Raw genomic sequence first — 11,682 nt, forward strand, 5'->3', positions numbered from 1 at the left:
TTATAAAAGAGGCTCATGCAATGTGAAGGTATCCGTCTTACCGGACACCTGCTGTCCCCTCAAAACTTCTCCTACTCCACCGTCACACTCTTCGCCAGGTTTCTCGGCTTATCGACGTCATGCTGCAGCGCCAGGGAGGCGTAGTAGGCCAGCAGTTGGGTGACAACAACCGACAGAGCCGGAGTCAGCAGCGGCAGGGTCTTCGGAATGACAAAAGCCTGATCGACGGATTTCAGCACGTCGTTGACGTGAGCTTCGTCGGTGATCGCCAGAACGTCGGCGCCGCGGGCCTTAACTTCCTTGATGTTGCTGATCGTCTTCTCGAGCACCGACTCCTGGGTCGCCAGAGCGATTACCGGAATGCCCTCTTCGATCAGCGCCAGTGTACCGTGCTTCAGTTCGCCGGCGGCATAGGCTTCGGAGTGGATATAAGAGATCTCTTTCAGCTTCAGCGAGCCTTCCTGAGCAACGGCCCAGTCAACGCCCCGTCCGAGGAAGAACAGGTGGTCATGCTCGGCAATCGACTCGGCATACAGCTTGATGGCTTCCTTCTGGGCCAGCACCTCTTCTACCTGCTCTGGCAGTTCGTTCATAGCGTCCAGAGTGGCCTTTACCTGCTCCTCAGACTGCGTACCGCGGACTTCCGCTAGATACAGAGCCAGAAGCGCGAACGCAATAACCTGCGAGGTATAAGCTTTGGTGGAAGCGACCGCAATCTCCGGCCCCGCCTGGGTAACCAGCACGCTGTCGGCCTCACGGGCGATCGAACTGCCCACTACATTCGTAATGGCCAGCACATGAGCGCCGCCGGCATGGCCTTCACGCAGCGCAGCCAGCGTATCGGCCGTCTCGCCGGATTGGCTCACGACTATGACCAGTGTGCTCGGCGATACGATCGGCGAACGGTAACGGTACTCCGAAGCGATATCATTCTCTACGGGAATGCGCACCAGTCCTTCAATCATATTGCGTCCAACCAGACCGGCATGATAAGCCGTTCCGCAGGCCACGATCTGAATGTTCGTGATGTTCTTGATCTGCTCTTCCGTCAGGTTCAGCTCGGAGAGAATGACGCGGTTGCCTTCGGCATTGACCCGTCCGCGCATTGTGTCGCGGTAAGCCTTCGGCTGCTCATGAATTTCTTTCATCATGAAATGCTCAAAGCCGCCTTTTTCTGCGGTTACGGCATCCCAATCGACAGTCATCATTTCCCGAGCAATAAAATTCCCCTCGATGGTCATTAATTCGACAGCATCGCGGGTCAGAACGGCCATTTCGCCGTCGTTCAGAATATAGACGTTCCGGGTGTATTCCAGCAGTGCCGGAATATCCGATCCGATAAAGTTCTCGCCTTCGCCGATGCCAATAATCAGCGGGCTGGCCTGGCGGACAGCAACCAGTTTATCCGGTTCATACTCCGTCAGCACGCCCAGCGCAAAAGCTCCGCGCATGAACGTAATGGCCTTCTGCACCGCCTTGACGATGTCCCCTTCATATTCGCGTGCGATCAGATGAGAAATCACTTCGGTATCCGTCTCGGAGGAGAAATGGCAGCCCTGCTCCATCAGCTCTTCCTTGAGTTCCAGATAGTTCTCAATAATTCCGTTGTGCACGACCGAGAACTTGTGGCTCTCGTCCGTGTGCGGATGGGAATTGGCATCCGACGGCTTGCCGTGGGTCGCCCAGCGGGTATGACCAATGCCGGCGCTGCCGGCCAGCGGTGCATGACCGAGCTTTTCCTCCAGATTGGCAAGACGTCCCTGGGCCTTCGCGACCTGCAGACCGTCCTTGGTGAACACGGCGATGCCTGCGGAATCGTATCCGCGGTATTCCAGCTTCTTCAATCCTTCCACCAGAATTCCCTGCGAATCCCGACTACCAATATATCCCACGATACCACACATACTATTTTCCTCCGTCCAGTTGGTTGTATTCGGGCGGCATGAGGAAAGAAACGTGCCGTGCGGCATGTCGCAGCGAACAAGCGTTATTCAGTTGTCCCTTCAATACACTCTGCTGTCTTTCGATCACTCATGCACCTGCCCGTTGTTAAATCGTACAAGTGCGGCGCCCGCGGAAGCTTTGTCTGAGCGGTTGCCCTGCTCATTTTCCGTTCCCGCTTACGGCTCTGGCGCATCACCGGGAGGTCCCCGCCGAACATTTCGAACACCTCCACCTCGTCAGCTCAATCTGCCGTGACCCTGAAGTCCCCCGCGCAGTTCAAGCTCTGGCGCTTGCGTTGCTCTACCCCGATCCTCACTTTCTCCTTCGGAATCATGAAGCCTTAGTCTATTATATGCACCCTGAGCCGCTTTGGCAATCAAATAGGTCGAATGTCGCATGCAAAAAAACCGGCGAATCCGCGCTCACGCGCAGTCCGCCGGTCCCATATTCGCACAGCTCGCTTATACCAGCTCGCGCTGGACAACTTCCACAATCTGTCCCACATAGCGGTCCAGGTCTTCCTTCACCGGGCCTTCCGCCATAACGCGGATCAGCGGCTCCGTACCCGAAGGACGGACCAGCACGCGGCCGTTATCCCCGAGCTTCCCTTCCACCTCAAGGATGGCGGCCTCAATGGCCGGATTGTTCGGATAGTTCGTCTTGTCCTGTACCCGCACATTGACCAGAACCTGCGGATATTTCGTCATCATTGCCTTCAGCTCGCTGAGCGGCTTGCCCGAAGCGCGAAGCGTGTCCACAAGCTGGATTGCGGTCAGAATGCCGTCCCCGGTCGTATTGTAATCCAGGAAAATCACATGGCCGGACTGCTCCCCGCCCAGGTTATAACCGCCGCGGCGCATTTCTTCCATCACATACCGGTCTCCGACAGCCGTCTTGGCCGTCTTCAGCTCCAGCTTCTCCGTCGCCTTGTAGAAGCCGATATTGCTCATCACCGTCGATACCACGGTGCCGCCCTTCAGCTTGCCGGCGCGGTTCATGGCATCGCCGCAGATGCAGAGAATGAAGTCGCCGTCTACCTCATCGCCTTGGTCGTCGATGGCAATCAGCCGGTCGGCGTCGCCGTCGAAGGCAAGACCGAGATCGGCGCCCAGGCGCAGCACCTCTTCCCGCAGCTTCCCGGGATGCGTCGAGCCGTAGCCGTCGTTGATATTCAGGCCGTCCGGCTCCGCTCCGATGGCGTGCACCTCCGCTCCCAGCTCGCGGAACAGGCGCGGCGCCAGTTCATACGCAGCACCGTGGGCGCAGTCCAGCACAATCTTCAGCCCTTCGAACGTGCCGGAGATCGTTGTCTTCAAATAATCCAGATAATGAAGCTTCGACTCCAGATCCACCCGTACCGTTCCCAGACCGGAACCGACCGGACGAGGCAGTTCGTCCTGCTCGGCATCCATCAGCTCTTCGATCCGGAGTTCCGTCTCGTCGGAGAGCTTGAAGCCGTCTCCGCCGAAGAATTTGATGCCGTTATCTTCTACCGGATTATGCGACGCGGAGATCATGACCCCCGCATCTGCCTGAAGAAGACGCGTAATATAGGCTACCGCCGGGGTCGTGACAACACCCAGACGAATCACTTCCGCTCCGATCGACAGCATGCCGGCTACAAGCGCCGACTCCAGCAGCGGGCCCGAGATCCGGGTATCCATGCCGATGACGACTTTGGGCTTCTCCACATTGCCTGTGAGCACATAGCCCCCGCACCGTCCGATGCTGTAAGCCATCTCCGCCGTTAATTCCCGGTTCGCGACTCCGCGCACACCGTCCGTTCCAAAATACTTGCCCATATCTGCTCTCCTTTAATATGCTGTTCAGTTCAATGCCTGACATCATGATAACATATGAAGACCCGGCCGTAATGTGTTTTCCTTCTCAGTCCGGTCTCTTCAAGGCCGCACCATTTCGGGCGCCTCGCCTACCGTTGTGCGGTCAGGGCCGTCTCCCGCTTCCTCCTCGCTGGTGCTGCTCGGGGACGGAACCGCCCCGGAAGGCTTGCCGTCCGGCGATACCGTCGGCGCCGGGGCGGTCGGTTCTGTCCCGCTTGCCGGCTCGGCTGGCGGCTCCGGCGTGGCCGACGCCTCCGGGGATGCGCTGGGCAGCCCGCCGGACGCAGGCTTCTCGCTCAGCGCCACCGTTACCGTCAGCCGCTGCTCCGGCTGGCTCAGCGACACGAAGCGGGGCAGCGATACCTGCACCGGCACAACATGCTTGCCGGCGGCCAGCCCGCTCACATCGGCTACAGCCTTGATACTGGAAGCCGAGAGCTGCTGCAGCAGCGAGGAAGCCCCTGTCAGCTCGAGCGACACCTTCTGGTCTTCGGGAGCGGTCACCGCAGCTTTTATGCCGGCGGCGACTCCCTGAAGTGTTACCGGAATGTCCGAAATGGTCCGCTGCGCGGACTGCGAGACGCTGATTGCGACCTGAACCGTATCCGGTTCTACCCGCTCCGTCCCCTCGGGCAGCCGCGGCTTCAGCGTGAGCGTCGTTTCACCGCTCTGCCGGATGGCCCCCAGATCAATCACGGCCTCGCAGGCGTTGACGGAGGCCAGTGCCGCTTCGCTGCCGTATACCACCACATTATCCATTTCAGGCGTTACACTGGACAGGACGAGCGAATCCGCCAGCTGTCCCGTGTAGCTGAATTCCAGCGGAACCGTCTTATACGGGAGCGTAATCGGAATCACCACCGAGACGGTAGCCGGTTCGATCAGGGCATCCTTGAGCTCGTTGCCGTTGGCATCATAGGCATAGAGCTTCATTTTCTTAACCGATACCGTAGTCTTCTCGCCATCCAGTTCGACCGTTCCTCCCACTTTGGCTACACGGCTGAGGTCGCTGGTTGGCAGCGTCACCTTCGCTCCGCCTTCCGGCTGGATCACCGGCGTTCCGAGCAGATACCCTTCCGCCTGCGCCCCTTCCGTTCGGACGGTTACCGGGAACGTCTTCGTATTCCGGAGTTCAATCCGCACCGTCACCACATCGGGCGTCATCGCGATCAGGCTCACGCCCCGGGGAAGCCGGTAATGCAGCGGAATCGTATTAACGCCGGGCTGTACCTCGCTGAGATCCAGCGTAACCTTGTAAGCGTCGGACATGACGAAATTGATATCGTTATTCTTCCCTTGAACTTGCAGCCGGACCGAAGTCGTCTCCAGCGGGTCCATAACATACTTGTCCTCATCGAGACCCGATACCTGGATCGGCACGTTCTCGATGATTTTGGATTCGACTCGCGCCGCCGACTGGGAGGCCGGCATGGTGTTGTCGATATGAACCATCGTCCACAGAATGACGGCAAAGAGGAGCGCAAGGATTTTGTTGAAATTGTTGTTGTTCATGTTCATCCATTTATCCATTGCGTTTCTCCCCCTTTCTCCAGAAAGCGGGACGTCTCTTCTCCTTCAGCACGGAATGGGAACGAAGCTCCTCATACAGCTTGGAGATCAGCGATTCTTCCTTAATATCGCGCACAATTTGCCCGTTCATGGCCAGCGAGATTTGTCCGGTCTCCTCCGAGACTACGACCGAGACGGAATCCGCCACTTCGCTGATGCCGATGGCCGCCCGGTGCCGGGTGCCCAGCTCCTTGCTGATGAACGGATTCTCCGACAAGGGCAGATAGCAGGCCGCAGCCGCAATCTGGTTGCCCTGCATAATCAGCGCTCCGTCATGCAGCGGTGTATTCGGGATAAAGATATTGATCAGCAGCTCCGAACTGACCATGGATTGCATCGGAATGCCCGATTCCGTATATTCATTGAGACCTGTGGCGCGTTCAAAAACAATTAACGCCCCTATTTTTCGCCGAGCTAAATAATTAACCGCCTTAATCACTTCGCCGATTAACTTGCTGATCTCCTCGTCGTTCTCCGACGAGCGCCCAAAGAACTTCCCCCGGCCCAGCTGCTCCAGCCCCCGCCGAAGCTCCGGTTGGAAGATGATGAATACGGCCAGCACCCCGAAGGTGAACATCTGGTTCATCAGCCACTTGAGCGTATAGAGATCCAGCAGCGTGCTGAATGCCCAGATGACCACGAGGACCAGAATCCCCTTGAGCAGCTGCACCGCCCGTGTGCCGCGAACCATATTGAGAACTTTATAAATAATATAACTGACGATCAGAATATCGATGATATCTTTCATGGACTCTTTCCAGGTCAAGTCCGTAAAGTAGTTCATTTCGCGAAAACCCCCGTCGCCTTCAGTTTGCTGGGTTTATGTATCGGTTCGCTTTCATTTGTAGTTCTAGGTTATAACGTTCAGGGCCATGTTGCAAGTTTAGCCCATCGTCTGACAAATATTCTCTGCCCGGTGCCCCTCAAATTAAAGAAGCGCCGCTTTCCTTAGAAAGAGGCGCCAACATACCCGCCGTCATTCGGCGGAGATTCAGTTAACGGTACACCGCGTCCGGAAACAGATGCGTGAGTTTGTACCAAATCCAGCTCACTGTCTGGTCTATGCTCTTCACCTGTCCGGAAATCTGGGCAGTAGACGCTTTGTACAAGGAACCGTCAATTACAGTCAAGTTGCCGTTGACTTCGCCGTAGACCCGGGTCTTCCCGTTCTCCACCGTCAAATCGCCGGCAATCTTGGTGCCGTTCGGCACGATCACGGTATCTCCCTGAATGACCACCTGATCCAGATCATTGCCTTTGACCACGAGCTGATTGTCCTGATTGCGGAAGGTGAGCGTGCTCATCAGCATGACCAGCAGGAAGAACGAAGCGGCCGTAACAGCCGGGTGGCTCTTGATCCAGGCAAGGAACCGGTTCTCTTTCTTTGCCGGAGGCAGTGCACCCATGATCTTGCCCATCAGGTCATCCGATACTGTAGGCGTATGGTGCATCATGGAGAATAACAGCAGATCCGTCTGTTCCAGCTCTTTGAACTTCGCACGGCAATCCGGACAGGATAGAAGATGCTCCTTCAATTCCCGCTGCTGCGATCCGGGCAAGTCGTCGTCCAGGTAGTCGTGCATCATAGAGACGGCCAGTTTGCATTCCATAGGAGCCAATCCTTTCATGAAGCTATTTCAGTTGTGAACCGGGTGCGATAAGGGCTTGCTCCCCTTCATACGTGCCAGCCGGTCGAAGGTTTCATTTTGAAATCCTTCATTTTTACATTTTGGGGCCTAATTTCTGCCGCAAAAATTCACGCCCGCGGTGAACGCGCGTCTTGATCGTCGTGACCGGCATGTCCAGCACTTCGCTGATCTCTTGAAGAGACAAATCCTGCAAGTACCGCAGAATCATTACCGACCGGTATTTCACCGGAAGGCTGTCGATTGCCTCATGGATCATCTGCTGGGTCTCCGACAACAGCAGCTCGCTCTCCGGCGTGACGTTGTCGCTTGGAATAAGCGAATACCCGTCAAGCCCTTCCTGATCCGGCAGCTCGGCATCCAGCGAGAAAGACGGCTTGCGCTTGCGCAGTCGGTCAATGCAGAGGTTCGTGGCGATCCGGTAGATCCAGGTCGAGAACTTCTGCTTCTCGTCATATCGGTCCAGATTGCGGTAGACCCGCAGGAAGGTCTCCTGCACAATATCCTCCGCCTCGTGGCGATTGTTCAACATCCGGTAGCCCAGATGATAAATGCGATCCTTATATAGTTCTACAATTTCGGCAAAAGCGCTTTGGTCGCCCTTCAGGGCAAGCCTCGTTAGCCTGCCTTCCAAATTCTCCACCCGTGAACTCCCCCAGACTTGCCGCCACCTTGTTGTATAATCTCCCATATTCTAACGCACAAGCAATTAAATCGTAATTCAACACTGGCCAAAAATCAAGGCATGTTAGAAAAAGAACCGGCTCAACCGGCGGCGTACCAAGCCGCCCGGATGAACCGGTTCTGATTATCCTCGTGCCGCCGGGCAGCCGGCGAGCCGGCAGGCTGAACGATCAGCCCGTATTGCGCATTCCTGCGGCAATCCCGTTGATCGTCAGCAGTACTTCCCGCAGCAGCTCCGGATCATCCTGGTCGTTCTCGCGCAGAGCCCGCAGTTCCATCAGAAGCTGTACCTGCAAGTAGCTAAGCGGATCGACGTACGGATTGCGGAGCCGGATCGATTCCTGAATGACCGGCACATTATCGAGGATATCCTGCTGGCCGGTGATCTTTAGAATCAGCTCGGAAGTCAGCCGGAATTCCTCTTCAATGAAACCAAAGATGCGCTGACGCGCCTCCTCGTTCTTGGACATCTTCGTATACTCTTTGGCAATGATGAGATCCGCCTTGACGATGGCCGTCTGCAGCGTATCAATCAGTGAAGTGAAGAACGAGAAGTTCTCATACATCTGCTTCAGGATGTTCAGATTCTCTTCCTTGCCGTCATAGAAGCTCTGCAGCCCTGTTCCTGCCGCATACCAGGCAGGCAGCAGATAGCGGCTCTGCGTCCAGGCGAACACCCAAGGAATAGCCCGCAAGTCCTCGAAGCGGTCGCTGTTCTTCCGTTTCGACGGACGGGAACCGATATTCAGCTCTCCGACTTCCGGAAGCGGCGTCGATTCCTTGAAGAAGGACAGGAAGTCGGGATCGCGGAAGATCAGATCCTGATACTTGTTCAGCGATACTTCCGAAATCTTGGCCACGATTTCTTCCCATTTGGCTTCGTAGAGATCGCTGTGCGGCGTTCTGGCATTGATGGCTGCCGTAATGAGCGCCGACGTTGCCTGCTCCAGACTCCGGTAGGCAATCCCCTGCATGGAGTACCGGGAGGAGATTACTTCGCCCTGCTCCGTAATCTTGATGCCGCCGCCGATTGTTGAAGGCGGCTGAGCCAGAATGCTGCGGTTCAGCGGCATCCCTCCGCGGCCCAGAGCGCCTCCGCGGCCGTGGAAGAACTTCAGCTTGATTCCGTAAGACTCGGCGGTAGCGGTCAATTCCTTAAGCGCTACGCGCAGCTCCCAGTTGGCCGTCACCACGCCGCCGTCCTTGTTGCTGTCTGAATAACCCAGCATGATCTCTTGAAGGTCATTCATTGCCGTGACAGCCTGACGGTAAATCGGCAGATCCAACACAGTACGCATAATTTGCGGAGCGTTGTGCAGGTCGTCAATGGTTTCGAACAACGGTACCGCCTGAAGCGTGCAGACGACCGTTCCGTCATTGTCTTTGCGGAAGAGTCCGACTTCCTTGGCGAATACCATAACCTCTAGGATGTCGCTGGCCGCTTCGGCCATACTGATCAGATAGGAAGTGATGCATTTCTGCCCGTACTCTTCTTGAGCCCGGAATACCGTGCGGTACACTTCCAGACATTCCTCCGTGCTCTCCGTGTACGTCTGGTACGGGGAGGTCAGCGGACGAGGATCGTTCAGCAGCTGCTCCAGCAGCTTCACCTTCTCGTGCTCTTCCAGCTGAGAGTAATCCTCCGCGATGTTCATCTTCCGAAGAATCTCACACATCGCATTCTCATGTTCCTTGCTGTGCTGGCGGATATCCAGCGTTGCTGTATGGAATCCGAATAGCTCAACCTGGCGGATAAGCTTCTTGATATAAGTATCGGCGACATAGTCGGCATAGTGATGACGAAGACTGCGGTCAATAATCTTCAAGTCTTCAATGAACTCTTCCGGCGACGCATAGCGCTGCGGCGTCCCTTTGGTCTCATCATCCAGCACGCTCTGCGTCTTGTGGATCATATAGCTCAGCTTAATCCGGTAAGGCTCATTGGCGTTGCGCCAAGCCTCTCCCCGTTCCAGCGTAATGACTGCACGGTCCTTGGCGATCGACTCCTGCAGCTCCGGCGTTACCTTGATAATGCTGGTGCTGAAGCTGAGATACTTCATCAGCTCGCGCATAATGCGCTGATATTCCCGAATAGCCAGAATACGCTGCAGCCGCATAGTCTGAAGCGTTACGGAAGCTGTGACCGACGGATTCCCGTCGCGGTCCCCGCCAATCCAGGAGCCGAATCGCAGATAGGTCGGCACATGCCAGTTCTGCCCCGGATAATACTTGCTCAGGCAGCGTTCCAGCTCGGCGTACACTTCTGGCAGCACATGAAAAATCGTCTCATGGAAGTAGTACATCCCATTTCGTACTTCATCGAGTACAGTCGGCTTCCGGTCACGGAGCTCGTCGGTCTGCCACAGGGTTATCACTTCGTTCAGCAGCTTCTCGCGGAGCTGTTCCCGTTCTCTGAACGTGAGTGTCGGATTATCCAGCCCCATCACATCGTCGGAAATGCGCTTGTGGATGTCGAGAATGGCTCTGCGCATCGCTTCGGTCGGGTGAGCGGTCATGACCAGTTCCAGTGAGAGACCGCTGATAATCTCATGAACTTCCTCTTGGGAGAAGCCCCGTTCGCGCAGTTCCTGAACCGCGCTCTCAATCGAACCCGGCTGCACCGTCTCGCCGGCCGAGCGTTCGTAATCGCGTTTGCGGCGAATCCGATGATTCTGCTCGGCAATGTTCACGAGCTGAAAATAAATTGCAAAAGCACGAATTACCTGATGACGGTTCTCCGGATCTAGTGAACTGATCATCTCTTTAAACTCCGTATGCAGTTCGGGTAAAAACAATGAACGCAGCGATTTGCTCGTCTCGCGAATCTTCTCCACGATCTCCAGCAATTCATTACCGCCTTGATGAACCAAGACTTCGCCCAAAATATTTCCCAGGAACCGTACGTCTCGCCGAAGCAAGTTATTGGAGTTGCTCTTGCTTACGGCAGTCGTAAGTTCGGTCATGCTGCTCCCCCCATCCTTATAACGATCAATCACGATGCGGGCGTATGCCGACGTTCATCGTGAGACTTACCCCATATCATACAATAAAATGAATCCTAATCTCCACCTTGTTGCGCGGTAAAGCGGTGCAGACTTTAAGATTATACAACACTTTTTTTGAGTGTGCAGTATTTTTTATAGGCGGAAAAAGCTTCTTTTGCAGAAAAAACCTCTTGCCGCAAGCAGCAAGAGGTCTATGCCAGTCAAAAATTGAGTAAGCGGGTGATGGGAATCGAACCCACGCTACCAGCTTGGAAGGCTGGAGTTCTACCATTGAACTACACCCGCATATGAAACTAAGAATCGGGATGACACGATTCGAACATGCGACCCCCTGGTCCCAAACCAGGTGCTCTACCAAGCTGAGCTACATCCCGTTATTTAATGGCGCGCCCTGAGAGATTCGAACTCCCGACCTTTTGATTCGTAGTCAAACGCTCTATCCAGCTGAGCTAAGGGCGCAAAATGGAGCGGACGACGGGAATCGAACCCGCGACCCTCGCCTTGGCAAGGCGATGCTCTACCGCTGAGCCACGTCCGCTTAAATATGGTGCGCGTGAAGGGACTCGAACCCCCACGTCAAAGACGCTAGATCCTAAGTCTAGTGCGTCTGCCAATTCCGCCACACGCGCAGATAAACAAGAAAAAGTGAGCCATGAAGGACTCGAACCTTCGACACCCTGATTAAAAGTCAGGTGCTCTACCAACTGAGCTAATGGCTCATGTCTGATGGGTTCCCCGAATTATAATCGGATTCATCATCTAAACTCAACCACCGTCTAACTGAAGTGGCTGGGGATATAGGATTCGAACCTATGCATGACGGAGTCAAAGTCCGTTGCCTTACCGCTTGGCTAATCCCCAACATCGGATACCTAACTAGGATGCCCACATTCATTTCTGAATATCAGAAACAAAAATGGTGGAGGCTGAGGGGTTCGAACCCCCGACCCTCTGCTTGTAAGGCAGATGCTCTCCCAGCTGAGCTAAGCCTCC

The 11,682-nt window shown here is 55.5% G+C and carries 7 protein-coding genes and 8 tRNA genes; all 15 read right to left on the reverse strand.

Going from position 1 to position 11,682, the window contains the following annotated elements:
* Positions 1 to 71 precede the first annotated feature (71 nt).
* Positions 72 to 1,904 (reverse strand): glutamine--fructose-6-phosphate transaminase (isomerizing), encoded by a 1,833-nt coding sequence (glmS, locus tag RBI05_RS15030; RefSeq protein ID WP_310551712.1) that lies wholly within the window; start codon positions 1,902 to 1,904, stop codon positions 72 to 74.
* Between the two features lie 501 nt (positions 1,905 to 2,405).
* Entirely contained in the window at positions 2,406 to 3,746 is a 1,341-nt protein-coding gene (gene glmM / locus RBI05_RS15035) for a phosphoglucosamine mutase (protein WP_310551713.1), read from the reverse strand.
* A 99-nt stretch (positions 3,747 to 3,845) separates the two neighbouring features.
* On the reverse strand, positions 3,846 to 5,315 hold the full coding sequence (locus RBI05_RS15040) for a CdaR family protein (protein WP_310551714.1): 1,470 nt from the start codon (positions 5,313 to 5,315) through the stop codon (positions 3,846 to 3,848).
* Positions 5,308 to 6,138, reverse strand: coding sequence for a diadenylate cyclase CdaA (gene cdaA, locus RBI05_RS15045; RefSeq protein ID WP_150459918.1), 831 nt, complete (start codon positions 6,136 to 6,138; stop codon positions 5,308 to 5,310). The genes RBI05_RS15040 and cdaA overlap by 8 nt, the downstream gene beginning before the upstream one ends.
* 211 nt (positions 6,139 to 6,349) lie before the next feature.
* Complete coding sequence (locus tag RBI05_RS15050) at positions 6,350 to 6,964, reverse strand: zf-HC2 domain-containing protein (protein WP_310551715.1); 615 nt, start codon at positions 6,962 to 6,964, stop codon at positions 6,350 to 6,352.
* Between the two features lie 112 nt (positions 6,965 to 7,076).
* The gene (sigW, locus tag RBI05_RS15055; RefSeq protein WP_150459916.1) at positions 7,077 to 7,643 is read right to left on the reverse strand and encodes an RNA polymerase sigma factor SigW; all 567 of its coding nucleotides are present in this window, start codon (positions 7,641 to 7,643) and stop codon (positions 7,077 to 7,079) included.
* Between the two features lie 211 nt (positions 7,644 to 7,854).
* On the reverse strand, positions 7,855 to 10,647 hold the full coding sequence (ppc, locus tag RBI05_RS15060) for a phosphoenolpyruvate carboxylase (RefSeq protein WP_150459915.1): 2,793 nt from the start codon (positions 10,645 to 10,647) through the stop codon (positions 7,855 to 7,857).
* A gap of 256 nt (positions 10,648 to 10,903) precedes the next feature.
* A tRNA-Gly gene (locus tag RBI05_RS15065) sits at positions 10,904 to 10,974 on the reverse strand.
* A 15-nt stretch (positions 10,975 to 10,989) separates the two neighbouring features.
* Positions 10,990 to 11,063: transfer RNA gene (locus RBI05_RS15070), tRNA-Pro, on the reverse strand.
* Between the two features lie 8 nt (positions 11,064 to 11,071).
* Positions 11,072 to 11,148 (reverse strand) — tRNA-Arg (locus tag RBI05_RS15075).
* 4 nt (positions 11,149 to 11,152) lie between these two features.
* Positions 11,153 to 11,227: transfer RNA gene (locus RBI05_RS15080), tRNA-Gly, on the reverse strand.
* 7 nt (positions 11,228 to 11,234) lie between these two features.
* A tRNA-Leu gene (locus tag RBI05_RS15085) sits at positions 11,235 to 11,318 on the reverse strand.
* A 17-nt stretch (positions 11,319 to 11,335) separates the two neighbouring features.
* Positions 11,336 to 11,408 (reverse strand) — tRNA-Lys (locus tag RBI05_RS15090).
* Between the two features lie 67 nt (positions 11,409 to 11,475).
* Positions 11,476 to 11,550, reverse strand: a tRNA-Gln gene (locus RBI05_RS15095).
* Positions 11,551 to 11,606: 56 nt separating this feature from the next.
* A tRNA-Val gene (locus RBI05_RS15100) sits at positions 11,607 to 11,682 on the reverse strand.

Source organism: Paenibacillus glufosinatiresistens (assembly GCF_031470375.1).
Lineage (GTDB): Bacteria > Bacillota > Bacilli > Paenibacillales > Paenibacillaceae > Paenibacillus_AQ > Paenibacillus_AQ glufosinatiresistens.

What these genes read in the sequence shown, in the direction of transcription:
- glmS (WP_310551712.1), bottom strand. Translation starts at nt 1,904, where the DNA reads ATGTGTGGTATCGTGGGATATATTGGTAGTCGGGATTCGCAGGGAATT.
- glmM (WP_310551713.1), bottom strand. Translation starts at nt 3,746, where the DNA reads ATGGGCAAGTATTTTGGAACGGACGGTGTGCGCGGAGTCGCGAACCGG.
- RBI05_RS15040 (WP_310551714.1), bottom strand. Translation starts at nt 5,315, where the DNA reads ATGGATAAATGGATGAACATGAACAACAACAATTTCAACAAAATCCTT.
- cdaA (WP_150459918.1), bottom strand. Translation starts at nt 6,138, where the DNA reads ATGAACTACTTTACGGACTTGACCTGGAAAGAGTCCATGAAAGATATC.
- RBI05_RS15050 (WP_310551715.1), bottom strand. Translation starts at nt 6,964, where the DNA reads ATGGAATGCAAACTGGCCGTCTCTATGATGCACGACTACCTGGACGAC.
- ppc (WP_150459915.1), bottom strand. Translation starts at nt 10,647, where the DNA reads ATGACCGAACTTACGACTGCCGTAAGCAAGAGCAACTCCAATAACTTG.